At 55.5% G+C, this 25,622-nt stretch carries 21 protein-coding genes; 3 read left to right on the forward strand and 18 right to left on the reverse strand.

The annotated features are described in order from the left end of the window. Nucleotides 1–75 precede the first annotated feature (75 nt). The 9 genes from carB to ribF all read right to left on the reverse strand — a co-directional run bounded on the left by carB (nucleotide 76) and on the right by ribF (nucleotide 11,663). Nucleotides 76–3,303 carry a carbamoyl-phosphate synthase large subunit gene (carB, locus tag ACO6VX_RS19455; RefSeq protein WP_010253739.1) on the reverse strand — a complete coding sequence of 1,076 codons (3,228 nt, stop codon included), beginning with the start codon at nucleotides 3,301–3,303 and terminating at the stop codon, nucleotides 76–78. Nucleotides 3,304–3,317: 14 nt separating this feature from the next. Continuing rightward, nucleotides 3,318–4,466, reverse strand: a complete 1,149-nt coding sequence (gene carA / locus ACO6VX_RS19460) for a glutamine-hydrolyzing carbamoyl-phosphate synthase small subunit (RefSeq protein ID WP_010253731.1) — start codon at nucleotides 4,464–4,466, stop codon at nucleotides 3,318–3,320. A gap of 62 nt (nucleotides 4,467–4,528) precedes the next feature. Then, the gene (locus ACO6VX_RS19465) at nucleotides 4,529–4,843 is read right to left on the reverse strand and encodes a hypothetical protein (protein WP_422458276.1); all 315 of its coding nucleotides are present in this window, start codon (nucleotides 4,841–4,843) and stop codon (nucleotides 4,529–4,531) included. Between the two features lie 91 nt (nucleotides 4,844–4,934). Next, nucleotides 4,935–5,750 (reverse strand): 4-hydroxy-tetrahydrodipicolinate reductase, encoded by an 816-nt coding sequence (gene dapB / locus ACO6VX_RS19470; protein ID WP_010253726.1) that lies wholly within the window; start codon nucleotides 5,748–5,750, stop codon nucleotides 4,935–4,937. 223 nt (nucleotides 5,751–5,973) lie between these two features. Continuing rightward, complete coding sequence (ispH, locus tag ACO6VX_RS19475; protein ID WP_010253724.1) at nucleotides 5,974–6,927, reverse strand: 4-hydroxy-3-methylbut-2-enyl diphosphate reductase; 954 nt, start codon at nucleotides 6,925–6,927, stop codon at nucleotides 5,974–5,976. After that, a complete protein-coding gene (gene fkpB / locus ACO6VX_RS19480; RefSeq protein WP_010253720.1) occupies nucleotides 6,908–7,378 on the reverse strand; it encodes an FKBP-type peptidyl-prolyl cis-trans isomerase in 471 nt (156 codons plus the stop codon). Before fkpB ends, ispH begins: the two co-directional genes overlap by 20 nt. Nucleotides 7,379–7,381: 3 nt before the next feature. Then, nucleotides 7,382–7,888 (reverse strand): signal peptidase II, encoded by a 507-nt coding sequence (lspA, locus tag ACO6VX_RS19485; RefSeq protein WP_010253719.1) that lies wholly within the window; start codon nucleotides 7,886–7,888, stop codon nucleotides 7,382–7,384. Next, complete coding sequence (gene ileS, locus ACO6VX_RS19490; protein ID WP_010671810.1) at nucleotides 7,888–10,704, reverse strand: isoleucine--tRNA ligase; 2,817 nt, start codon at nucleotides 10,702–10,704, stop codon at nucleotides 7,888–7,890. The genes lspA and ileS overlap by 1 nt, the downstream gene beginning before the upstream one ends. Nucleotides 10,705–10,733: 29 nt before the next feature. Next, nucleotides 10,734–11,663: a bifunctional riboflavin kinase/FAD synthetase gene (gene ribF / locus ACO6VX_RS19495; protein WP_010253714.1), complete on the reverse strand. Its 930-nt coding sequence runs from the start codon at nucleotides 11,661–11,663 to the stop codon at nucleotides 10,734–10,736. A gap of 306 nt (nucleotides 11,664–11,969) precedes the next feature. Here ribF and rpsT point away from each other — a divergent pair, with 306 nt between their 5' ends. Beyond that, entirely contained in the window at nucleotides 11,970–12,233 is a 264-nt protein-coding gene (rpsT, locus tag ACO6VX_RS19500) for a 30S ribosomal protein S20 (protein WP_008925553.1), read from the forward strand. Between the two features lie 38 nt (nucleotides 12,234–12,271). On the opposite strand, the gene nhaR is transcribed toward rpsT, so the two are convergent. The 4 genes from nhaR to dnaK form a co-directional block, all read right to left on the reverse strand. Continuing rightward, a complete protein-coding gene (gene nhaR, locus ACO6VX_RS19505; RefSeq protein ID WP_033770947.1) occupies nucleotides 12,272–13,180 on the reverse strand; it encodes a transcriptional activator NhaR in 909 nt (302 codons plus the stop codon). Nucleotides 13,181–13,210: 30 nt separating this feature from the next. Next, entirely contained in the window at nucleotides 13,211–14,389 is a 1,179-nt protein-coding gene (gene nhaA / locus ACO6VX_RS19510) for a Na+/H+ antiporter NhaA (protein WP_010671807.1), read from the reverse strand. A gap of 804 nt (nucleotides 14,390–15,193) precedes the next feature. Further along, entirely contained in the window at nucleotides 15,194–16,339 is a 1,146-nt protein-coding gene (dnaJ, locus tag ACO6VX_RS19515) for a molecular chaperone DnaJ (protein ID WP_010253699.1), read from the reverse strand. A gap of 104 nt (nucleotides 16,340–16,443) precedes the next feature. Then, nucleotides 16,444–18,354: a molecular chaperone DnaK gene (gene dnaK / locus ACO6VX_RS19520; RefSeq protein ID WP_052271120.1), complete on the reverse strand. Its 1,911-nt coding sequence runs from the start codon at nucleotides 18,352–18,354 to the stop codon at nucleotides 16,444–16,446. Between the two features lie 302 nt (nucleotides 18,355–18,656). On the opposite strand from dnaK, the gene satP reads away from it, so the two are divergent. Continuing rightward, nucleotides 18,657–19,226 (forward strand): acetate uptake transporter, encoded by a 570-nt coding sequence (gene satP / locus ACO6VX_RS19525; protein WP_010253696.1) that lies wholly within the window; start codon nucleotides 18,657–18,659, stop codon nucleotides 19,224–19,226. Between the two features lie 52 nt (nucleotides 19,227–19,278). Here the strand turns inward: satP and ACO6VX_RS19530 are convergent, their stop codons facing one another. The 3 genes from ACO6VX_RS19530 to tal form a co-directional block, all read right to left on the reverse strand. Further along, the gene (locus ACO6VX_RS19530) at nucleotides 19,279–20,586 is read right to left on the reverse strand and encodes an MFS transporter (protein ID WP_010671691.1); all 1,308 of its coding nucleotides are present in this window, start codon (nucleotides 20,584–20,586) and stop codon (nucleotides 19,279–19,281) included. 106 nt (nucleotides 20,587–20,692) lie between these two features. Next, a complete protein-coding gene (mog, locus tag ACO6VX_RS19535) occupies nucleotides 20,693–21,280 on the reverse strand; it encodes a molybdopterin adenylyltransferase (protein ID WP_422458277.1) in 588 nt (195 codons plus the stop codon). Nucleotides 21,281–21,406: 126 nt separating this feature from the next. Then, nucleotides 21,407–22,360 (reverse strand): transaldolase, encoded by a 954-nt coding sequence (gene tal, locus ACO6VX_RS19540; protein ID WP_010253690.1) that lies wholly within the window; start codon nucleotides 22,358–22,360, stop codon nucleotides 21,407–21,409. A gap of 209 nt (nucleotides 22,361–22,569) precedes the next feature. Between tal and yaaA the strand changes: the two genes are divergently transcribed. After that, nucleotides 22,570–23,343 carry a peroxide stress protein YaaA gene (yaaA, locus tag ACO6VX_RS19545; protein WP_010253688.1) on the forward strand — a complete coding sequence of 258 codons (774 nt, stop codon included), beginning with the start codon at nucleotides 22,570–22,572 and terminating at the stop codon, nucleotides 23,341–23,343. 61 nt (nucleotides 23,344–23,404) lie between these two features. On the opposite strand, the gene thrC is transcribed toward yaaA, so the two are convergent. Beyond that, nucleotides 23,405–24,688, reverse strand: coding sequence for a threonine synthase (gene thrC, locus ACO6VX_RS19550; protein ID WP_033769620.1), 1,284 nt, complete (start codon nucleotides 24,686–24,688; stop codon nucleotides 23,405–23,407). Between the two features lie 3 nt (nucleotides 24,689–24,691). Continuing rightward, entirely contained in the window at nucleotides 24,692–25,621 is a 930-nt protein-coding gene (gene thrB, locus ACO6VX_RS19555) for a homoserine kinase (protein ID WP_422458278.1), read from the reverse strand. Nucleotide 25,622 lies beyond the last annotated feature (1 nt).

Raw genomic sequence — 25,622 nt, forward strand, 5'->3', positions numbered from 1 at the left:
TGTTTTCGGATTATCGCCAATAAGATGGTCAAAAAAAACGGCTCCCGCAGGAGCCGTTTTTCACATTACATCACCTTACATCGCCTTGATCTGGGCATGCATCTCCTGAACGGAGATAACCTGTTCCGTCGGGTCTGCATTCAGCGCCATCGCGGTGGCGAAGCCGCCGTTCAGCGTGGTGTCGTAGTGCACTTTATACTGCAGAGCACTGCGGCGAATCAGTTTCGAATCTTCAATCGCCTGACGACCCGCCGTGGTATTGACGATGTAGCTATACTCGCCATTCTTCAGACGGTCCTGAATGTGCGGACGCCCTTCGTGCACCTTGTTCACCAGGCGCGGATTGATGCCCGCTTCGCCCAGCACGACCGCCGTGCCGTGAGTCGCATCCAGTTCGAAACCAAACTTCTGCAGCTTAGCGGCCAGGTCGACAATACGTTTCTTGTCGCCTTCACGCACCGACAGCAGCGCACGGCCCGACTTCTTCATGTTGCTCTGTGCGCCCAGCATCGCTTTAGAAAACGCCTCAGCGAAGGTGCGGCCCACGCCCATGACTTCACCGGTAGAGCGCATTTCTGGCCCCAGAATCGGGTCAACGCCCTGGAACTTGTTAAACGGCAGCACCACTTCTTTGACAGAGTAGTAAGGCGGAATCACCTCTTCAGTGACGCCCTGCTCTGCCAGCGTTTTGCCTGCCATCACGCGCGCGGCAACTTTCGCCAGCGGGACACCGGTCGCTTTAGAGACGAACGGCACGGTACGCGCCGCGCGAGGGTTAACTTCGATCAGGTAGACTTCGTTGTCTTTCACCGCGAACTGGACGTTCATCAGGCCACGAACGTTCAGCTCAAACGCCAGCTTCTCAACCTGCTGGCGCATCACATTCTGAATCTCCTGACTCAGGGTGTAGGCCGGCAGTGAACAGGCGGAGTCACCGGAGTGAACGCCAGCCTGCTCGATGTGTTCCATGATGCCGCCAATCAGCACCCGCTCGCCGTCGCAAATCGCATCAACATCCACTTCGACCGCATCATCCAGGAAGCGATCCAGCAGCACCGGTGCATCGTTGGAAACCGAGACCGCCGTCTGGAAGTAGCGCTTGAGGTCGATCTCGTCGTAGACGATCTCCATGGCACGGCCGCCCAGCACATAAGAAGGACGCACCACCAGCGGATAACCCAGGCCCGCGGCTTTCTCAACCGCCTGCTCCAGTGTGGCCACCGTGGCGTTGGCGGGTTGCTTCAGGTTCAGGCGATCAACCGCCTGCTGGAAACGTTCACGGTCTTCTGCACGGTCGATGGAATCCGGGCTGGTGCCGATAACCGGTACGCCTGCAGCTTCCAGCGCACGCGCCAGTTTCAGCGGCGTCTGACCGCCATACTGCACAATCACACCTTTTGGCTGCTCAATGCGCACAATCTCCAGCACATCTTCCAGCGTGACCGGCTCGAAGTAGAGGCGATCAGAGGTGTCGTAATCGGTCGAGACTGTTTCCGGGTTACAGTTGACCATAATGGTCTGATAACCATCTTCACGCAGCGCCAGGGCGGCGTGAACGCAGCAATAGTCGAATTCGATACCCTGGCCGATACGGTTTGGCCCACCGCCCAGAATCATGATTTTTTCGCGATCCGGACTTGGATTGGCTTCGCACTCCTCCTCATAGGTGGAGTACATGTAGGCGGTGTCTGTCGCGAACTCTGCGGCGCAGGTATCCACGCGCTTGTAAACCGGGTGCAGGTTAAACTGCTGACGCAGCTTGCGGATTTCGCTCTCTGCCACGCCCGCCAGTGTCGCCAGCCGTGCATCAGCAAAGCCTTTACGCTTCAGGGCGCGCAGGAACGTCTCATCCAGACTATTAACCCCTTCACGGGCAACCTGCTCTTCCAGCCGCACCAGCTCTTCAATCTGCACCAGGAACCAGCGGTCAATATTGGTCAGGTTGAACACGCCATCCACTGACATGCCGGCACGGAAAGCGTCCGCGATGTACCAGATGCGGTCTGAACCGGCATCTTTCAGCTCACGGCGGATGCGGGTTAATGCTTCCGGGTCGTCGAGGTGGACTTTCGGGTCGAAGCCGTTAGCGCCTACTTCCAGGCCGCGCAGCGCTTTCTGCATGGATTCCTGGAAAGTACGACCAATTGCCATCACTTCCCCGACCGACTTCATCTGCGTGGTCAGGCGATCGTTGGCACCGGCAAATTTTTCGAAGTTGAAACGCGGGATCTTGGTGACAACGTAGTCGATGGAAGGCTCGAACGAGGCTGGCGTTAAACCGCCGGTGATATCATTCATCAGCTCGTCGAGGGTATAGCCGACCGCCAGTTTGGCCGCCACTTTAGCAATCGGGAAACCGGTCGCTTTGGAGGCCAGCGCCGAGGAGCGTGACACGCGCGGGTTCATCTCAATGACAATCAGGCGGCCATCTTTCGGGTTAACCGAGAACTGCACGTTGGAGCCACCGGTTTCAACACCGATCTCACGCAGTACCGCCAGCGAGGCGTTACGCATGATCTGATACTCTTTGTCGGTCAGCGTCTGGGCAGGTGCCACCGTGATGGAGTCACCGGTGTGGATCCCCATCGCATCGAAGTTTTCAATTGAGCAGACGATGATGCAGTTGTCGTTTTTATCGCGCACCACTTCCATCTCATACTCTTTCCAGCCAATCAGCGACTCATCAATCAGCAGCTCATTGGTCGGTGAGAGGTCGAGACCGCGTTCGCAAATCTCTTCAAACTCTTCGCGGTTGTAGGCGATGCCGCCACCGGTTCCGCCCATAGTAAATGAGGGACGGATAATGCAGGGGAAACCGACATCTTCAGCCACGGCCAGCGCTTCTTCCATGGTGTGCGCAATGCCGGAGCGCGCGGTATCCAGACCGATGCTTTTCATCGCCACGTCGAAACGACGACGATCTTCCGCTTTGTCGATCGCATCAGCCGTTGCGCCGATCATGGTGACGCCAAACTCTTCCAGCACGCCATGACGTTCCAGCTCCAGCGCACAGTTCAGCGCTGTCTGACCGCCCATGGTCGGCAGTACCGCGTCCGGGCGCTCTTTTTCGATGATTTTGCGCACCACTTCCCAGTGAATCGGCTCAATGTAAGTCGCATCAGCCATTTCCGGGTCGGTCATGATCGTCGCCGGGTTGGAGTTCACCAGAATGACGCGGTAACCCTCTTCACGCAGCGCTTTACACGCCTGCGCACCGGAATAGTCAAATTCGCAGGCCTGGCCGATCACAATCGGACCGGCACCAAGAATCAGGATGGATTTTAGGTCTGTACGTTTTGGCATGAATTAGCTCCTGATTACTTCGCTTGCAGACGGAATGCGTCAATCAATTCAATAAAGTGGTCAAACAGCGGCGCAGCATCGCCTGGGCCCGGGCTCGCTTCCGGGTGTCCCTGGAAGCTGAATGCGGGCTTGTCAGTGCGGTGAATGCCCTGCACGGTTTTATCGAACAACGAAATGTGAGTTACACGCAGGTTAGCGGGAAGATTGTTCTCATCGACCGCAAAACCGTGGTTCTGCGCGGTGATCATCACGCGATTGTTATCGAGATCTTTCACCGGATGGTTGCCGCCGTGGTGGCCCAGCTTCATCTTCACGGTCTTAGCCCCGCTGGCCAGCGCCAGCAGCTGATGACCCAGACAGATTCCGAACACCGGGATCTCTGTTTTCAGGAAGGCCTGAATTGCGCTGATAGCGTAGTCGCACGGCTCCGGGTCGCCAGGACCGTTAGAGAGGAAGATGCCATCCGGATTAAGCTTCAGTACTTCTTCGGCAGGCGTCTGTGCCGGAACGACGGTCAGACGACAGCCGCGATCGACCAGCATCCGCAGAATGTTGCGCTTGGCACCGTAATCGTAAGCCACCACATGGTAAGGCAGTGATTCAGCGTCGGCCTGCTCTGGCAGCCCTCCCTCCAGCGTCCAGCTGCCCTGCTGCCAGCTGTAGGTCTCAGTGGTGCAGACCTCTTTCGCCAAATCCATCCCTTTAAGTCCCGGGAACGCCTGAGCTTTTTGCAGCGCCAGCGCGGCATCCGGATTATCCCCCGCGATGATGCAGCCGTTTTGCGCACCTTTCTCACGCAGCAAGCGCGTCAGCTTGCGGGTATCGATATCGGCAATCGCCACGATGTTGTTGCGCTGCAGGTAGGCGGATAAGCCCTCTTCACTACGGAAGTTGCTGGCAATCAGCGGCAGGTCACGGATAACCAGGCCCTGCGCATGAATCTGGCTGGATTCTTCGTCGGCGGCATTGGTTCCGACATTACCGATATGGGGATAAGTGAGAGTAACGATTTGGCGGGAATAGGAAGGATCAGTGAGGATTTCTTGATAACCGGTCATTGAGGTATTGAAAACGACTTCTCCCACTGCCGACCCTGTTGCCCCGATGGCCCGACCGTGGAATTGGGTTCCGTCTTCCAGAACCAAGAGCGCTGACTTAATCAAAACATCCTCCAGGGAATAAACAGTCACAATATCTGCATATTAATTCAAAATAGCCGCCTGAATCAATGCAAAAACCGCCTGAATTGTCGATTTTTGGCAAATTGCGCGCATTCTAATGATCGCCCTGGCCATTGTCTACCCTGCGGCGGGATTTTTTCACCCTTATCTGCCTTCTGAGGAAAATAACGGGCATAAGCAGCAAAAAGAGAGGAAAACTCGGCGGAATAATCGTTTGCCAGGCAGCGTAAAAGCAAAACAGAAGCAGCGCGGCCTTTATTTTTGACCAAATGGTCAAAAATAGCATCCAGCAGAGCAAATAAATGAAGAAAACAGGCAAAAACAGAAGTCAGAGATAAATTTATATCGGGAAGGCACATTTAAGGTAAAATTAAGGGCAATGAAAACATTGCCCCTTTTCAATCAAGCGATTATCGATTGAAACAACCACATCACGATGGTTCACAACACTTACAACATCGACAAATCCAGCACATCCCGCATATCAAACAGGCCAGATTTCTTATCTTTCAACCATAAAGCGGACTTAACCGCGCCATTTGCAAAGGTCATACGGCTTGAAGCCTTGTGGGTTATCTCTACGCGCTCGCCAATATCTGCAAACATCGCAGTATGCTCACCGACGATGTCGCCCGCGCGTACTGTTGCAAAACCGATGCTCTGCGGCTGGCGTTCGCCGGTGTGGCCCTCACGCGTATAGACCGCATGCTCATCCAGTTTCCACTGCATCGCATCGGCAATCGCCTCACCCATCGCCAGCGCGGTTCCGGAGGGCGCATCCACTTTATGGCGGTGGTGCGCTTCAACGATCTCAATATCCGCGTACTCTCCCATCACTTTGGCAGCCTTCTCCAGCAGCTTCAGCACCAGGTTAACCCCCACGCTGAAGTTAGCGGCGAACACAATGGGGATATCTTCTGCCGCGGCCCGAATGGCCGCTTTGCCTGCTTCATCAAAACCGGTGGTGCCGATCACCATCGCTTTGCCCTGCTCACGGCAGATCGCCATATACTCCAGCGTGCCTTCCGGGCGGGTGAAGTCGACCAGCACATCAAAATCGTTAATCACCGCGCGTAAATCGTCAGCGATGATGATGCCATTTTTTCCGATGCCCGCTAATTCACCAGCGTCGCTGCCGGTCAGCGATGAGCCCGGGCGAGCCAGTGCCGCACCCAGTTCAGCGCCTTCTGCCTGCTGCGTTGCCTGAATCAGATTACGGCCCATACGGCCCGGCGCGCCCACAATAGCAATGCGGATTGTGTTCATATTTATTCATTCCTAAAACAAAACTATGCATCCAAAGCGTCATCAGGTTAACGATGAGTTAACAGTCACGCCACTATTAATCCGTGATAATAAGAATTTTATGCCAGCCGCCCGTGATTATCAGTAAAAGCAATCACCGCAGCAAATAACGACTTTTTTTGTCAGATTCAAAAAACAAAAAAGGCCGAACAGAGTCGGCCTTTTTATCAGTAATATCGCAGAGTTACTGCACGTTACGCACTTCGACACGCAGCTCTTTGGGCACTTCGAAGACAATATTCTCTTCACGGCCAATCAGCTCAATTGCCGCTTCGCCGCCCAGTTCACGCAGCCGCTGGATCACCTGCTGCACCAGAATATCGGGCGCTGACGCGCCTGCGGTGACGCCGATGCAGGCCACGCCTTTTACCCACTCTTCCTGAATATCATCCGCAGAGTCGATCAGCTTCGCCAGCTTACCGGCACGCTGAGCCAGCTCAGCCAGACGGTTAGAGTTAGAGGAGTTCTTCGACCCCACCACCAGCACCACTTCCGCATCTTTAGCCAGAGTACGAACCGCTTCCTGACGGTTGGTAGTGGCATAGCAGATATCATCTTTACGCGGCCCGATAATCGCCGGGAAGCGCTGGCGCAAAGCATCAATGATGTCAGAGGTGTCATCCACCGACAGCGTGGTCTGCGTCATGAAGCTCAGATTGTTTTCGTCTTTCACTGTCAGTCTGAAGACATCTTCCGGTGACTCCACCAGATACATGCCGCCATTAGGGTTGTTGTACTGCCCCATGGTGCCTTCGACTTCCGGATGACCTGCATGACCAATCAGTATTGCCTCAACGCCTTTACGGCTGGCGCGAGCCACTTCCATATGCACCTTGGTCACCAGCGGACAGGTAGCGTCAAACAGCATAGTCAGATTGCGCGCTTTGGCTTCGGCACGCACTGCCTGAGAAACACCGTGCGCAGAGAAGATCAGAATCGCGTTATCCGGCACTTCACTGATCTCTTCAATGAAGATGGCACCGCGCTCACGCAGGCTGTTTACCACGTAACGGTTATGCACCACTTCGTGACGGACATAGATTGGCGCGCCATACATCTCCAGCGCGCGCTCAACAATACTGATGGCACGATCAACGCCAGCGCAGAAGCCGCGCGGATTAGCTAACAGGATTTGCATCGTTGGCCTCCAGTGCGGGATCGATTTCCAGCACCTCTACATCAAACTGAATACGACGACCTGCCAGCGGATGGTTGAAATCCACAGTGATAGAGTCACCGGAGATTTCACGGATCACGCCAGGCATTTCACTGCCGCCCATGCCGCTGAACAGCATGATGGCTCCCACTTCCGGCTCACCCGCATCGATAAAGTCCCGACGCGAGAAATACTGGATCAGGTCAGGGCTGACGCCGCCAAAGGCGTCGTCCGGTTCCAGGGTAAACTGTTTAGTTTCACCCGCTTTCAGCCCCAGCAGTGCCTGCTCAAGTGCCGCAGAGAGGCTGCCATCACCGAGACGGAACAGCGCGGGCTTGCCGTTTGCACGGGTCGATTCCGCCGTCGAGCCATCTTCCAGCTTCAGCGTAAAATGCACCAACACCGCGCTTTCGCGCTGTACGGACTCAGTCATCACTTACCCTTTCTGTTTAGCCTGTTTGCCGTTCGGGCTGAAAAAGCCCTCCAGCACCACCAATGCAGCACCGATACAGATGCCGCAGTCAGCGATATTAAATGTAGCGAAGTGCCAGTTACCGACATAGAAATCGATAAAATCGACCACAAAGCCATGGTATGAGCGATCAAACAGATTGCCTATCGCGCCGCCGATGATCAGGGCATACGCGATGTTAGCGATCTTCTGACTGGCATGATTACGATACATCATCACGACCAGTGAGATCACGATAGCCAGCGCAATACCGGCAAAGAACCAGCGCTGCCAGCCGCCTTTGTCCGCCAGGAAACTGAACGCCGCGCCGTAGTTGTGCGCGTAGAACAGGTTCAGGTAGGGCATCAGTGGCTGGGTTTCATGCAGCATCATGTTGTTCATCACCCACTGCTTACTGGCGAAGTCGACAACAATCACCACCAGCACCAGCCACAGCCAGCGCAATCCGGTTGATAAAATAGGTTTACGCATCAGGCAAATTCACGCTGTTCGCCGTCACCGGCTACGTTAGTGTAACAACGACCACAGACCTCAGCATGCTCAGGATTCTGTCCGACGTCGGTAGTGTAATGCCAGCAGCGCTGACATTTCTCGCCTTCCGCCTTGTGCAGCGCGATTTTCAGACCTTTCAGCAGCTCACTCTGCTGCGCTTCGTCGTTCGCCAGGGCGTAATCAGCCACCTGTGCGCCAGAGGTCAGCAGCACAAAGCGCAGCTCATTACCCAGCGCCTGCAGTTTAGCCGCCAGCTCCGGATCGGCATAGAGCGTGACCGTTGCTTCCAGTGCGCCACCGATACGTTTATCCGCACGCGCCTGCTCGATCACCTTGTTCACTTCGCCACGCACTTTCAGCAGCTCAGCCCAGTAGGCGTCATTCAGCGCTTCATCTTCAGCCAGGCCAAACAGCCCCTGATACCACTCTTCGGTGAAGACATACTGCGCACGTTCGCCCGGCAGGTAGCCCCAGATCTCATCCGCCGTAAAGGACATGATCGGTGCCATCCAGCGTACCAGCGCTTCGACGATATGCCACAGCGCGGTCTGGCAGCTGCGACGCGCCAGGCCATCGCCTTTCGCGGTGTACTGACGATCCTTGATGATGTCGAGATAGAAGCTGCCCATCTCAATTGAACAGAACTGCATCAGACGCTGGATCACTTCGTGGAAATCGTAGTTCTCGTAAGAGGCAACGATATCGGCCTGTGCCGCCTGAGCGCGACCGACGGCCCAGCGATCCACCACCACCATCTCTTCCGGTTTCACCAGATCGGTCGCCGGGTTAAAGCCGCTGAGGTTAGCCAGCAGGAAACGCGCGGTGTTACGGATGCGGCGATAGGCATCGGCAGAACGTTTAAGGATCTCATCGGAGACCGCCATTTCGCCCGAGTAATCGGTTGATGCCACCCACAGGCGCAGAATATCGGCGCCCAGTTTGTTCATCACATCCTGCGGCGCAACCGTGTTACCGATCGATTTCGACATCTTGCGGCCCTGACCATCCACGGTGAAACCGTGCGTCAGTACCTGACGATAAGGCGCTTTGCCCTTCATCGCCGTGGAGATCATCAGCGAGGACATAAACCAGCCGCGATGCTGATCGGACCCTTCGAGATAGAGGTCAGGCGCATGTCCGCCAAATTCCGGACGCGCATCAACCACGGAATAGCTGGTTGAACCGGAGTCAAACCAGACATCCAGCGTATCCGGCACTTTTACGTAATGATCGGCATCGTCGCCCATCAGCTCGCGCGGATCGAGATCCCACCAGGCCTGAATCCCCTCCTGCTCAACGCGCTGCGCCACTTTTTCCATCAGTGCCAGCGTGTCCGGGTGCAGCTCTTCGCTCTCTTTATGAACGAACAGCGCCATCGGTACGCCCCAGGTACGCTGACGAGAGATACACCAGTCGGGACGGTTCGCCACCATCGATTCGATACGCGCCTGGCCCCAGTCCGGGATCCACTGCACGCCTTTGATCTCCTTCAGCGACTGCGCACGCAATCCTTTCTGATCCATGCTGATGAACCATTGCGGCGTGGCGCGGAAGATGATCGGCGTTTTATGGCGCCAGCAGTGCGGGTAGCTGTGCAGCAGTTTCTCAACGTGCAGCAGCGCGCCCTTCTCTTTCAGCAGCTCAACGATCATGTCGTTGGCTTTAAAGACATTGACTCCATCCAGCGTCGGATAGGTGCCTGGCAGATAGCGGCCATCCGGTCCGACCGGATTGGCGGTTTCGATGCCATATTTCTGACCGATAACATAGTCATCCGGGCCGTGGCCAGGTGCCGTGTGGACTGCACCGGTACCCGCTTCCAGGGTGACGTGATCGCCCAGCACCACCAGCGACTCAAGCGCCAGGAACGGATGCTGGAATTTCTGCAGCTCCAGCGCCGCGCCTTTGCATTCGCCCAGTACCTGCCATTCGCTGACGCCCGCGCGCTTCATCACGCTCTCGACCAGATCTTTTGCCAGGATCAGCGCGCGACCGTCGATCTGCAGCAGCTGATACTCAAATTCCGCGTTTAACGAGATGGCGCGGTTAGCCGGCAGCGTCCACGGTGTCGTCGTCCAGATCACCAGTGAAATCGGACCATTAACCTGTGCCACACCAAACGCCTGACGCACCGCGTCGGCATCAATGGCGTTGAACATCACATCAATCGACGGTGACGTTTTGTCGTAATACTCCACTTCCGCTTCTGCTAAGGCAGAACGGCAATCCAGGCACCAGTGCACGGGCTTAGCGCCTTTGTGCAGGTGGCCGTTGCCGATGATTTTACTCAGCGCACGAATGATGTTGGCTTCGGTACCGAAATCCATGGTCAGGTAAGGACGATCCCAGTCGCCCAGCACGCCCAGACGGATAAAGTCCGCCTTCTGGCCTTCAACCTGTTCTGCGGCGTATTTGCGGCACGCTTCGCGGAATTCAGCAGCGGTGACTTTCTCGCCTGGCTTGCCGATCATCTGCTCAACTTTGTGTTCGATTGGCAGACCGTGACAGTCCCAGCCCGGCACATACGGCGAGTCATAACCCGCCATGCCTTTCGACTTAACGATAATGTCTTTCAGAATCTTGTTAACGGAGTGACCAATATGAATGCTGCCGTTCGCATACGGAGGGCCATCATGCAGGATAAAGGTTTTTTTCCCTTTTTTGGCTTCGCGGATGATGCCGTACAGGTTGTCGGCATACCAGCGTTGCAACATTCCCGGTTCGCGTTTGGCCAGATCGCCACGCATCGGGAATCCCGTTTCCGGCAAATTCAGGGTAGATTTATAGTCACTCATCAGATTCTCGATTCCGTTTTTCGCTCAGGTTAAAGCAGCCCAAAGAACTGCCGGGCCGTTACCACATCGTTCGCAATTTGTTCTTTCAACGCCTCCAGTGAGGCAAAGCGCTGCTCGTTTCGTATTTTCTGTTTCAGCACCACATCAATGTGACGACCATAGAGATCCATATTGATGTCGAGCAGGTGAACTTCAAGCTGCTGGCGTAAACCTTTTACGGTCGGACGGGTGCCGATATTGGCGACACCTGGCAGTGGCTCGGGCGTCAGACCCCGTACCTCTACCGCATAAACCCCTTTCACCGGCGAGACGCTGCGGCGTAAAGGGAGGTTCGCCGTGGGGAAACCCAGCGTGCGTCCCAGTGCATCACCGTGCACAACGCGGCCGGAAATAGTGAAAGGGTGACCAAGCAGCGACTGCGCCAGCGCTAAATCATCCACGGCCAGCGCCTGACGCACGGCAGTACTGCTGATTCGCTTACCGCCATCACAGAAGGTTTCGGTGCTGACGACCTCAAAGCCGTACTCCGCACCGGCTTTCTGTAATAACAGGAAATCACCCTGGCGACCAGCGCCGAAGCGGAAATCATCGCCTACCGCAAGGTACTTTACGTCCAGCTTTTCGACTAACAGGTCACTGATAAAACGCTGGGCGGACAAGGCCGCAAAGCGACGGTCGAACCGCACGCACAACACTTTATCGACGCCGGCTTCCGCCATGTATCGCAGTTTTTCACGCAGACGCGTCAGACGAGCCGGCGCTTTGTCACCGGCAAACAGCTCCAGCGGCTGTGGCTCAAAAACCATGACCACCACCGGCAGATTACGCTTACGTCCCTCTTCACACAGCCGCGACATCAGCGCCTGATGCCCACGGTGTACGCCATCGAAATTACCAATGGTCAGAACGCAGCCGCGATGCTGCTCGTTAAGATTATGAATACCGCGGATAAACTTCATGGCTGGCCCAAACCGGTGGAAATCGGCGGATTATACCCTTGAAAGCGACTCAGGTTAACCCGTCAGCACGCCTTTCATGCTTTAGGCGCTGCATTTCCTGTTGCAGAAGCGCATGTTAAGAATTTTGTCGCGAAATACTGTATTCAGCGAGGGGAAGCTGGTAGAATCCTGCGCCATCAAATACGTAACCGAGTGCCGCTCTCAGGGCGACGCTTATTTGCACAAATCCATTGACAAAATCAGGTTAGAAGGGCATAGTCCTCGGCCTTTGATTTGTCTCTATAGAACACATTTGGGAGTTGTACCTTGGCTAATATCAAATCAGCTAAGAAACGCGCCGTAACATCTGAGAAACGCCGTAAGCATAACGCTAGCCGCCGCTCTATGATGCGTACCTTCGTTAAGAAAGTATACGCGGCGATCGCTTCAGGCGACAAAGCTGCTGCGCAGAACGCATTCAATGAAATGCAACCACTCGTGGACCGTCAGGCTGCTAAAGGTCTGATCCACAAGAACAAAGCTGCACGTTATAAGTCTAACCTGACTGCACAGATCAACAAACTGGCTTAATCGCCTGTTGTTAATCGCTTTGTTAAAAAAGCCGGCGCTTACGCCGGTTTTTTTTCGTCTGTCCCCTGGCGGGGAAAGAGTTCGCTGAAGTCTGCGTGACAGAGTCGCTGCACCGCCGGATGCTGAATCATCCGCTCCGCGAAGAGTATGTGATACTCCTCTGATACCGCGTCGAGCCGCCCGACTTCATATATCCCCTCACGTTGACCCATCTCCAGCAAAGGCGCGACAAAAATCGCATTCTGTCGCGCACCAAACGCCGTCATCAGTGCCGCATCATCAAACTCACCGAGAATCTCCACCTGCACTCCCTGGGTGCTGATCCAGTTGAGGATTTTGCGCCCCAGCATGGAGCGGCGCCCCGGAATCAGCAGGGGACGCGTCTCCAGGCAGGCCGGAAAAGAGAGATCGCTGAGCGGCTGGGTTGACCAGAAGCTGATCGGGCATTCCCCCAGCTTCACCGAAAATAGCCCTTCCTGTTGGGTGGGGTCGATGGAGCAGTCAGAGATAATCATATCCAGCTTGTGCTGACTGAGCTGCTCCAGCAGCATTTCGTGGGTCGATTCAAAACAGCGCAGATGAATTTTCTCCTCTGCGACCACCGCCGTCTCCAGCACCTTGCTGACCAGCTGCTTTGAGAGCGCATCTGCCACGCCAACATCCAGTAGCAGATGAGACTCTTTGCGGTAATTCACAATATCCAGCATCTCCTGACTCAGCATAAACATGCGGTCAGCATAGCGAAAAACCAGCTGCCCCAGTTCAGTCGGTACCAGGCCCCGTCCCTGACGCCGGAAAAGCTTGCCCTGCAGGCGCTCCTCCAGTGCCTTAATCTGCCCGGTAATGGTCTGCGGCGTCAGGGAGAGTGCCTCTGCTGCCGCCGTAATTGATCCCGCACGGCAGGCGTGCCAGAAGTAGTAGAGATGATTGAAATTGAGCTGATTCATAGCAAAAAGGAGGCTTTCGCCTCCTCCCCATTAACGCAGTTTAATTCGCAGCAGCGTATAGCCGATGACGGCTGAAAGCAGAGAGCCGGTCAGTATGCCCAGTTTAGAAAAGGTCACCAGCTGTTCATGCGCGGCATCAAAGGCCAGCGAACTGATAAAAATTGACATAGTGAAGCCAATTCCGCACAGCACACCAATCGCCATAATATCGCGTATGGTTGTGCCGTTGGGTAATACTGCCAGCCGCAGTTTTACCGCCAGCCAGCAGAACAGGGTAATGCCTAGTGGCTTACCGATTAACAGGCCGAAGATGATGCCTGACGGTTCAGGCGAGAGGACATCACTCAGCGTAATGCCAGCAAGTGAGATACCGGCATTAGCAAAGGCAAACAGCGGCAGAATCATCCAGTTCACCCACGGCATCAGACCATGCGCCAGATGTTCCGCTGGAGAGTGCCCCTCTTTCTTCTCCAGAGGCACGAAGAAGCCCACAATGACGCCAGCCAGGGTTGCGTGGACGCCCGACTTCAGCACGGCGGTCCAGAGTATGATACCCACCAGTATGTAGACTGAGATTCTACGGACGTTAAAGCGGTTCAGGAGTGCCAGCACGACAATTGCGCCAGCAGCCACGCACAGGGAGAGCACTGAGAGGTCACTGGTATAGAACAGAGCGATAATCACAATGGCACCCAGGTCATCAATAATCGCCAGTGCCATCAGAAAGACTTTCAGCGCAACAGGAACACGGCTACCCAGAAGGGCCAGCACACCCAGCGCAAAAGCGATATCGGTTGCGGTAGGAATGGCCCAGCCGTTACGTGCAATCTCATCACCATGGTTGAAAAGCAGGAAGATCAGAGCGGGTAACGCCATGCCGCCTATTGCCGCGATGACCGGGAAGATAGCCTTGTCACGGCTGGCAAGTTCGCCGACCATCAACTCACGCTTTACTTCCAGGCCAATAACCAGAAAGAAAAGCGCCATCAGCGCATCGTTGATCCACAACAGCAAGTTTTTGCTGATATCCAGCGCTCCGAAGCGGATTTGCACCGGTTCATTCAGCAACGCCTGGTAACCCTGGGCGGTAGCGGCCGTATTGGCGAGGATCATCGCCGCGACCGCCGCCACGATCAACATCACGCCATTGCTGGCATCACTTTCAATAAAACTTTTTAGCAGATTTTTTAATTTGCGCGGCTTGTTCAACGTTCATCTTCCTGAGCAGAGACAGAATGTTAAACAGTGTAACGATTCATATAGTTCGTTAAAAGCAGCTTATACCGCGCTATATACTCGGTTTCGCCGAGCAGTAGCAGCAGTAAACGTCGGCTTTTTTATGAGTGCTGCGGTGAGGGAGAGATAATGCAGCCATCACAGGCAGGGGATTTAAAGTAAAAAAAAGCGGAGCCGGGCTCTAATGCTGGTCAGTTAAGATTAGATTTGTAAAGGCTGTCACGGTCAAACGTGGCAGCTTTTTTTCCGGGCGAGCGAGCCGCAGTGCGGGCCTGAGCACCTCTGCTGCTGCCGGGCCGTCCTCGCGCCGCTCACGCGGTACCTTCGGCTTTGACGGCGTGCCGACGAACCGTTCGGGGATCGGCCCTCCCTGGCCGGCCCCGAACTGTCCACGCTTCCCGGCGTGGACTTCTGGCCCACCGTCACGCCTCAGCGCTGCGGATAGCCCTTTCAGCAGCAGAGGCGCTCAGGCCTCCACTCTCGTGCCCTTTTTAACACTACACACTGAAGTTTCAGAGCAGGCTGGGGTCGGGCAGGGGCAGGTAATCCGCAGCGCTGAACAGAATGAGTCTGCCAGGAGAGCCCGCAGGACGCGGGCGAAAGGCGGGGCGGCACAGGATGTGCCATCCCCGCCGGTCCGTCAGGCAGAGGAATGAAGTGAAGGAACCGCGCAGCGGCGCGAGGACCGCCAGCCCCTGCGCGGCACCAGACTGCGTTATCACCTGTCGCTTAACTGACTGGCATCAGAGCCGGGGCTCCGCTTTTTATCAGGCAGAATTAACGAGTCAGATCATCAAAGAATTTTTTCACGCCGTCGAAAAAGCTCTTGGAGCGTGGGCTATTATGCTCGCCGCTCGGGCCGCCAAAACTCTCTTCCAGTTCACGCAACAGCGCTTTCTGTTTCTCATTCAGGCTGACCGGTGTTTCCACCACGACACGACACAGCAGATCGCCGACCGCGCCGCCACGCACAGATTTCACGCCACGTCCGCGCATGCGGAACAGCTTGCCGGTCTGAGTTTCTGACGGCACTTTAAGCTTCACGCGACCATCCAGGGTCGGTACTTCAATCTCACCGCCCAGCGCTGCCATCGCAAAGTTGATCGGCACTTCACAGTAAAGATTGTTCTCTTCACGCTCGAAGATCGGGTGTTTCTTCACCGAGACCTGAACGTAGAGATCGCCTGCTGGTGCGCCCTGCTCGCCCGCTTCGCCTTCGCCGCTGAGACGAATGCGATCGCCGGTGTCGACCCCTGCCGGGATTTTCACTGACAGCGTTTTCGACTTCTCAACGCGGCCATGACCATGACAGGCGTTGCACGGATCTTTAATCACCGAGCCGCGACCATGACAGGTCGGACAGGCCTGCTGAACGGTGAAGAAGCCCTGGCGCATCTGCACCTGGCCTGCACCGTGACAGGTTGAACAGGTTTGTGGCTGCGTTCCCGCTTTCGCGCCGCTGCCGTGGCAGACGTCACACTCTTCCAGCGTTGGAATGCGGATCTCTTTGGTCACGCCGCGTACCGCTTCTTCCAGCGACAGCTCCATGTTGTAGCGTAAATCGGCGCCACGGGAGGCGCGCTGACGGCGTCCACCACCAAAGATGTCACCGAACACGTCGCCAAAGATATCGCTGAAGTCTGCGCCGCCACCACCAAAGCCGCCGCCGCCGTATCCACCGCCACCCATACCGCCCTGTTCAAAGGCTGCATGACCATATTGATCGTAGGCCGCACGCTTCTGCGCATCGGTCAGGATTTCGTACGCTTCCTTGACCTCTTTGAATTTGGCTTCGGCTTCTTTGTCACCGGGATTACGGTCCGGGTGAAATTTCATTGCCAGGCGTTTGTAAGCCTTTTTGATTTCACGCTCGTCCGCGGATTTGGCGACGCCTAAAATCTCGTAGTAATCACTCTTCGCCATGTTTATTTAGCCCTTAACATGATCGCACGGGCGTGGAGAGATCTCCTACGCCCGTGCTGGTTTCAACGGCTGTCAGGCCAACCGTCGCGCCCGGTCAGGGGCAATTATTTCTTGTTGTCTTTCACTTCTTCGAATTCAGCATCGACAACGTCGTCATCTTTCTTCGCTGACGCGTCACCGGCATCCGCTGCACCCGCCTGAGACTGCTGTGCTGCTTCCATCAGTTTGCCGGACACTTCCATCAGCGCCTGCATTTTGGCATCGATTTCCGCTTTGTCTTCGCCTCTCAGCGCAGTTTCCAGCGCGGCCAGAGCGGCTTCGATTGGCGCTTTGTCATCAGCTGACAGTTTTTCGCCCGCTTCTTCCAGCTGCTTACGCGTGCTGTGGGCAATCTGATCGCCCTGGTTACGCGTCTGTACCAGCTCTTCGAACTTGCGGTCAGATTCAGCGTTCGCTTCCGCATCACGCACCATTTTCTGGATCTCTTCATCGCTCAGACCTGAAGAGGCTTTGATGGTGATTTTCTGCTCTTTACCGCTGTTCTTATCTTTCGCCGACACGTGCAGGATACCATCCGCATCGATGTCGAAGGTCACTTCGATCTGCGGCAGACCGCGTGGCGCGTTCTGGATACCGTCGAGGTTGAACTGGCCCAGTGACTTGTTGTCATTGGCGCGCTTACGCTCACCCTGCAGCACGTGAATGGTCACGGCTGACTGGTTATCTTCAGCAGTCGAGAAGACCTGGCTGTGCTTGGTTGGGATAGTGGTGTTCTTGCTGATCAGCGAAGTCATCACACCACCCATGGTTTCGATACCCAGTGACAGCGGGGTAACGTCCAGCAGCAGCACGTCTTTCACGTCGCCACCCAGTACACCACCCTGAACCGCAGCACCAACCGCGACCGCTTCGTCCGGGTTCACGTCTTTACGTGGCTCTTTACCGAAGAACTCAGTCACTTTGGCCTGAACCAGTGGCATACGAGTCTGACCACCCACCAGGATAACGTCGTTGATGTCTGAAACAGACAGACCCGCATCCTGCAGCGCAACTTTCAGTGGCGCGATTGAGCGAGCAACCAGATCTTCAACCAGTGACTCCAGTTTAGAGCGGGTCACTTTGATGTTCAGGTGCTTAGGACCGGTCGCATCTGCCGTGATATATGGCAGGTTAACGTCGGTCTGCTGTGCAGAAGAAAGTTCGATTTTCGCTTTCTCTGCCGCTTCTTTCAGACGCTGCATCGCCAGTGGATCGTTGTGCAGATCGATGCCCTGGTCTTTCTTGAATTCAGCAACCAGATAGTTAATCAGGCGGCTATCGAAGTCTTCACCACCCAGGTGGGTATCACCGTTGGTCGCCAGAACTTCAAAGGTTTTTTCGCCGTCAACTTCGTCAATCTCAATGATTGAGATATCGAAGGTACCGCCACCCAGGTCATAAACCGCGATGGTGCGGTTACCCTGGCCTTTATCCAGACCGTATGCCAGTGCAGCAGCAGTCGGTTCGTTAATGATACGTTTGACTTCCAGACCCGCGATACGGCCGGCGTCTTTGGTCGCCTGACGCTGCGCATCGTTGAAGTAAGCAGGTACGGTAATAACCGCTTCAGTCACTGGCTCACCGAGGTAATCTTCGGCGGTCTTTTTCATTTTCTTCAGCACTTCAGCAGAGATCTGCGGCGGTGCCATTCTCTGACCTTTCACTTCCAGCCATGCGTCGCCGTTGTCAGCGCCGGTAATTTTGTACGGCATGATTTTAATATCACGCTGTACTTCTTCGTCCTGGAAGCGACGACCGATCAGACGCTTAATTGCGAACAGGGTATTCTGCGGGTTGGTCACTGCCTGACGCTTAGCCGGTTGACCGACCAGAATTTCGCCATCCTGTGTATACGCAATAATTGAAGGCGTGGTGCGATCGCCCTCGGCATTTTCCAGCACGCGTGCTTTAGTGCCATCCATGATCGCAACACAAGAGTTGGTTGTACCCAGGTCAATACCAATAATCTTACCCATCTAAACATCTCCCACTTAAATTCGTTGCCAATTTGGGTTGTGAACCTTTTATGTGGGCGGGTTGTTTGCATTCAACTGCCAGCACATGCTTTTTTTCCAACGTTCACAACGCTCGATGACAAGTAAATGGGGCCGCTTCGATGCGCATCAAGGGCTAAACCAAAAAAAAATTTTTACCTTTGGCCCTGTCGGGATCAAAGAACGCTGCCACAACGCTGAATATGATGCGTCGCCTTGTTCCCCTCAGGGAGCAGGACGGAATCCGTTTATTACATCAACGATCATCTTACTGCCGAGGAACTATGGCAAATTCAACGCTGGCTAACCCTGCCCCGCTGGGATTAATGGGATTTGGCATGACGACCATTTTGCTGAACCTGCACAACACGGGCCTGTTTGCCATGGACGTGGCGATTTTAGCCATGGGCATTTTTTATGGCGGGATTGCGCAGGTGCTGGCCGGTCTGCTGGAGTTTAAAAAGAACAACACTTTCGGGCTGACCGCCTTTACCTCTTACGGCATGTTCTGGTTAAGCTTTGTGGCGATTCTGCTGTTACCTGAAATGGGTCTGGCAAAAGCGCCTGACGAACGTTTCCTGGGGGCCTGGCTGGCACTGTGGGGCATTTTCACGCTGTTTATGTTCGTCGGTACGCTGAAAGGTGCGCGGATGCTGCAGTTTGTTTTCGGCTCGCTCACGCTGCTGTTTCTGCTGCTGGCCGTGGCTCATCTTATGCACCTGCCGGCGCTGGTGGTCTCCGCGGGCTGGGTCGGGATACTCTGTGGTGCCAGCGCCTGCTATCTGGCGATGGGTGAAGTGCTGAACGAAACCTTTGGCCGCACTATTCTGCCGATTGGCGCGAAATCGCTTTAAGCCTGCTTTTACACATAAAAAAAGACGCGGAGCCAGGCTCCGCGTCCCCGCATTACAAAGAGTTAATCCCCTGCTGCAGGCCAGGCTCGTGGCTGACATCACGCCGCAGCCAGATCCCCGTCAGCAATCCTACCAGCGCCAGCGCCATCACATACCAGCAGGGTGCCATCTCTGAGACGTTCATCAGCAGCGACACAAAGATGGGTGTCAGCCCGCCGAAGATCGCATAGGAGAGGTTGTAGGAAAATGAGAGTCCGGTAAAACGCACTTCTGCCGGAAAGGCGCGCACCATCACAAAGGGCACCACGCCGACGATACCGACGCTGAGTCCCGCCACGCCATAAAGCAGGAAGAGCTGCTGTGGATAGAGGGCGGTCAGGTGATAAAACTGCCAGCTACAGATCGCCAGCAGCAGGCTGCCGACACACAGCGTACGACTGGCACCAAAGCGATCGGCCGCGAGTCCGGCAATAATGCAGCCAATGCAGAGCATTACGGTGGCGATGCTGTTGGCCTGCAGGGTCAGCGCGGGCGCGATGCCCTGCTGTTTTTGCAGCCAGACCGGCGACATCAGGATCACCACCACGATGCAGGCGGAGAGCAGCCAGGTCAGCAGCATAGAGATGACAATCGACTTTTTATGCTCTGCCAGCACGGTCTTCAGCGGCAGAGTTTCAGCCAGCGCTTTACGCTGCTGCATCTCAATAAACACCGGTGTCTCATGCAGCCAGCGACGCAGGTACATCGCGACCAGCCCGAACACGCCGCCGAGGAAGAACGGGATGCGCCAGCCGCCATCATGGATCGCCTGCTGCGACATTGAGGTATTGATCAGCGTGGCTACCAGCGACCCCAGTAAAATGCCGATAGTCAGCCCGGCCGTCAACGTGCCGCAGGCGATGCCGATACGTTTATAGGGCACGTGTTCCGCGACAAACACCCAGGCGCCCGGCACTTCACCGCCAATCGCCGCGCCCTGTAACATCCGCATCAGCAGCATCAGCAGTGGCGCAGCAATGCCAATCGTCTGCCAGGTGGGTAAAGCGCCCATCATCAGGGTCGGCAGCGCCATCAGCAGAATGCTCAGGCTGAACATCTTTTTGCGCCCGAGCTTATCGCCAAAATGCGCCATCACGATGCCGCCCAGCGGACGAGCCAGATAGCCTGCGGCAAAAATGGCAAACGTCTGCAGCTGACGCAGCCATTCCGGGATATCCGAGGGGAAAAAGAGTTCGCCAATCACGGTGGCGAAGAAGACGAAGATAATGAAGTCGTAGAATTCCAGCGCGCCGCCCAGCGCGGCCAGCGCCAGGGTCTTGTAATCCTTACCGGTCAGACGCTGAGTGTGAGTCGGATTCATAATATTCCAGAGGCAAAAGAGATAAGGTTGTAAAGATCTTATTACTATACCGTCAATCTTTTGCCACACCAGCAAGGCTATAGCTTATGCCTGAAATGGGGAATATTTAGTTATTTATCTCACGTATAGCGCTTTTAGGCCGAAATGCTGCTACTACGCTGGAATGCGTTTCGACGTAAGGCCCTTCCAGCAACTGTAAACAATAAGGTACAGATGCAAAGATGCCGTGAACTTTTACGTTGCCCTGCTTATCCTTCAGCCCTTCCAGCGTCTCTTTGATCGACTTCGGCTGACCAGGCAGATTGAGGATCAGCGACTGCTTGCGGATCACCCCGACCTGACGCGACAGAATCGCGGTCGGTACGAACTGCAGGCTGATCTGGCGCATCTGCTCACCAAAACCAGGCATTTCACGATCGGCAACGGCTAAGGTGGCATCGGGCGTGACATCGCGTCGGGCCGGACCGGTGCCGCCGGTGGTTAACACCAGATGGCAAAAACGTTCATCGACCAGTTCGCAAATCGCCTGCTCAATCATCGGCTGCTCGTCGGGCACCAGTCGGGACTCAATCTCAAACGGGCTGCTGATTGCGCTGCCGAGCCAGCTCTCCAGCGCGGGAATACCCTGATCCTGATAAATGCCGTTCGCGGCGCGATCGGAGACCGAGATCAGGCCAATGCGTAATGTATTCATGATTAGCTTCGCTGTGATTTACCGCGGTGCGGTTGGAGTAAAAGGGGAATAGCCGAGAGGATAATATAAAGTGAAAGGGTCGGAAAAGGGAAAACCGTGGCAGCCTGCGCCGCCACGGTCAACAGATTACAGCAGTTCTGCCAGCATCTTCTCAAGTTTGCCCTGATCAACGGCAAAATTGCGGATACCTTCTGCCAGCTTCGCAACCGCCATCGGATCCTGGTTGTGCTGCCACAGGAACTCAGACTCGGTCATGCGCGCCGGACGCGCTTTCACTTCGCCGCTGTAGCTCAGTTTACGCTCCAGGGTGCCTTCGCTCTCTGCCAGCTCTTTCAGCAGGGCAGGAGAAATGGTCAGACGGTCACAGCCAGCCAGCTCGATGATTTCGCCGACGTTACGGAAGCTGGCGCCCATCACCACGGTTTCATAGCCGTGCTGCTTGTAGTAGTTGTAGATTTCAGAAACTGAAACCACGCCTGGATCTTCGTGCGCGGCATACTCTTTCTTGTCAGTATTGGCTTTGTACCAGTCGAGGATACGGCCAACAAACGGAGAGATCAGGAACACGCCCGCTTCAGCACAGGCACGCGCCTGAGCAAAGGAGAACAGCAGCGTCAGGTTACAGTTGATACCCTCTTTTTCCAGCTGCTCTGCAGCACGGATGCCCTGCCAGGTAGAGGCCAGTTTGATCAGGATGCGGTCGTTGCTGATACCGGCATCATTGTAGAGTTTGATCAGGCTGCGGGCTTTGGCGATGCTGCCTTCAGTGTCGTAAGAGAGACGCGCATCCACTTCCGTCGAGATGCGGCCTGGGATCAGTTTGAGGATTTCCAGACCAATGTTCACGGCCAGCTTGTCAGAAACCAGCTGCAGCTGCTCTTCTTTGTTGCTGCTCTGATCACGCGCCCAGCCGATCGCCTCATCGATCAGTTTACGGTATTCAGGAATTTGCGCGGCGTTGAGAATCAGAGAAGGGTTGGTGGTGGCGTCTTGTGGCTGATACAGCTTCATGGCTGCAATATCACCGGTGTCGGCGACGACGGTGGTGAGCTGACGCAGGGAGGTAAGTTTGTCCGTCATGTTCTTTTCTCTTAGTTAACTGTCAGTGTGAAAAAAGGCTGTTGCGATAATATCACGCGGCAACGGTGGCGCAAGGTCAGGGAATGCCGTTTACGATAGCGCGAACAAATAGGTGTGATTCGTCATTCTTTGCGGCTTTTTTGGTACACTGCGAAGCCTGATAAGCAGCCAATGCCCTGTTAAACCAGGCATTAACCGAGGAAGCAACTATGTTGATGGTGATCTCTCCCGCCAAGACGCTGGATTATGAAAGCCCGCTGGCGACAACGCGTTTCACCCAGCCTGCGCTGTTAGAAAAGTCACAACAGCTGATTGAAATTGCGCGCGAGCTGTCACCCGCTAGCATCGCCTCGTTAATGGGCATCAGCGATAAACTGGCGCACCTCAATGCCGAGCGCTTCAACAGCTGGCAGCCCGATTTTTCCCCTAAGAATGCCCGTCAGGCGATCCTGGCATTCAAAGGTGATGTCTACACCGGTTTACAGGCAGAGACCTTCAGCGATCAGGATTTCGATTTTGCTCAGCAGCACCTGCGTATGTTGTCAGGCCTGTATGGCGTGCTGCGTCCACTCGATTTAATGCAGCCTTACCGTCTGGAGATGGGCATTCGCCTGGCGAATCCGGCGGGCAAAGATCTCTACACCTTCTGGGGCGATCTCATCACTGAAACGCTGAATGCTGCGCTGGCGGAACAGGGTGATGAGGTGCTGATCAACCTCGCCTCGGACGAATATTTCCGGGCGGTTAAGCCGAAGACGCTGCGGGCACAGATGATTAAGCCGGTGTTCCTCGACGAAAAGAATGGCAGTTACAAAGTGATTAGCTTCTATGCCAAAAAGGCGCGTGGATTAATGAGTCGCTATGTGATTCAGCAGCGCCTGACGAAGCCGGAACAGCTTAAGGCGTTTGATCTGGATGGCTATCGTTTTGATGCAGCCAGCAGCAGCGAGAGCGAGCTGGTCTTTAAGCGCGCAGAGCAGTAACACCCCGCGCCCTCTGCTTTCCACAAACAGGCTTCCCGCAACCGGGAAGCCTTTCACAGGTTTACTTCAGCAGAAACGCCCGCAGCGAGGCGAAATCACCCTTCATCTGATGCGACAGCAGCGGCAGGTCGGCGCGCTCCGCTAACTCCGGCGGCAGCGTCAGGGTCTGTTCAAGGATCGCTTCCACACTTTCGCGGAATTTCGCCGGATGCGCGGTTCCCAGGAACACACCATACTCCCCTTCCTGCAGCTGATCGCGCAACAGACGCCAGGCAATGGCGGCATGCGGCTCGGAAATGTAGCCCATCTCAGCCAGTTCACGCATGGCGGCGCGCGTGGTCTCATCCGAGACCGCACCACAGGCCAGATCGGTTAAGCGCCAGGTTTTACGGCGGAACAGCTCTTCCACACGCGGCCAGTTATTAGGCTGGCTGACATCCATGGCATTCGACAGCGTAGAGACCGTCTGGTTTGGCTGCCACTCGCCGTTGCCCAGAAAGCGCGGCACCGTGTCGTTGGCGTTGGTGGCGGCGATAAAACGTTTGATCGGCAGGCCCAGCGATTTCGCCAGCAGACCGGCGGTCAAATCACCAAAGTTGCCGCTCGGCACTGACACCACCAGCTGATTACGTTTTTCCTGAGGCAGCTGTGCAACCGCTTCAAAGTAGTAGCAGATCTGCGCCAGCAGGCGGCTGATGTTGATGGAGTTAGCCGAGTTCAGGCCAATCGCGCGCTTCAGATCTTCATCATCAAACGCCTGTTTCACCAGCGACTGGCAGGCATCAAAATCGCCGTCGATAGAGATGGTTTCGATGTTGCCGCCCAGAGTACAGAAGAGTTTCTCCTGCAGCGGACTGATTTTGCCCTGCGGATAGAGGATCACCACGCGCACGTTCTTCATGCCGTAAAAGGCGTGCGCCACGGCCGCGCCGGTATCACCGGAGGTGGCGGTGAGAATGGTGATCTGCTCATCTGAGCCTGAGACATACGACAGCATCTGCGCCATAAAACGGCCGCCGAAATCTTTAAACGCCAGCGTCGGGCCGTGGAACAGCTCCAGACAGGCGATATCTTCGCTGACGGCTTTCACCGGGGCCGGAAAAGCAAAAGCGGCTTTAACACGCTCATGCAGCTGCTGGGCCGGAATCTCGTCACCAATGAAAGCCGAGAGAATTTTGCTGCTGCGGCTGACAAAATCCATCTCCAGCATCGCGTCGATGTCGGTCAGTTCAAACTCCGGCAGTTCCAGCGGAAAGAACAGACCCTGCTGCGAACCCAGACCCTGTTTCACCGCCTGGGCGAAGCTGACCTGCTCGTTGTGATCCTTAAGATTGTAGAGTTTCATGCGTTATCCCAATTGTCGTGCGCCAGCCGTGTCGAGACGGCAGATATGGACGAAGCCTTCATCATTCTGCAGATAGTGCTGGCTCAGCCAGTCAGCCATCCGCTGTGCCGTTTCCATCTGATTGCAAACGGCGAAAAGTGTCGGACCAGAGCCTGAGATACCGCACGCCAGTGCGCCAATATCTTTCGCGGCCTGCCGCGCCTCGGTGAAGCCTGGCAGCAGCCGGGTCCGGTAAGGTTCGGCAATCACATCCTGCATAAGTTTAGCTGCCAGCTGCGGCTGACGCGTATGGCAGGCGTGAATGAAGCCAGCCAGCAAGCGGCCATGCCTGATGCAGTCCTCTTTGCGGTACTGCGCCGGTAAAATGGCGCGCGCTTCTGCGGTTGAGACTTTAATGCCCGGATAGGCCATTACCCACAGCCAGTCATCAAAGCCCGGCACCGCCTGGCTGATAATGTCATTCTCCTGCAGCATCAGCTGAATGCCGCCGAGGAAGCAGGGGGCGACATTATCATAGTGCACGCTGCCGGAGATTCGCCCTTCCAGCTCACCCATCAGGGTCAGTAACGTGCTGTCGCTGAGAGGCTTGCCGCAAAACTCGTTCATCGCCATTAAACCGGCCACCACCGAGCAGGCGCTGGAACCCAGCCCGGAGCCGATGGGCATGTTCTTCTCCAGCGTCATCGCCACCGGGATCGCTTTGCCGATTTCCTGGCAGAAACGCTGCCAGCACTGGTAAACAATATTCTCTTTCGGATCGGCGGGCAGCTTACTGACAAAACGTCCGGCGTTGGTCAGTGAAAACTGCTCTGCCGCTTCCACGGAGACGCAGTCACCCAACAGGGAGCCATCTACCGACGAAACCGCCGCGCCCAGCACATCGAAGCCGACGCTGACGTTACCAATCGAGGCCGGTGCGTAAATTTTTACCATG

The organism is Pantoea sp. BJFS-204 (assembly GCF_049310725.1).
GTDB lineage: Bacteria > Pseudomonadota > Gammaproteobacteria > Enterobacterales > Enterobacteriaceae > Pantoea > Pantoea agglomerans.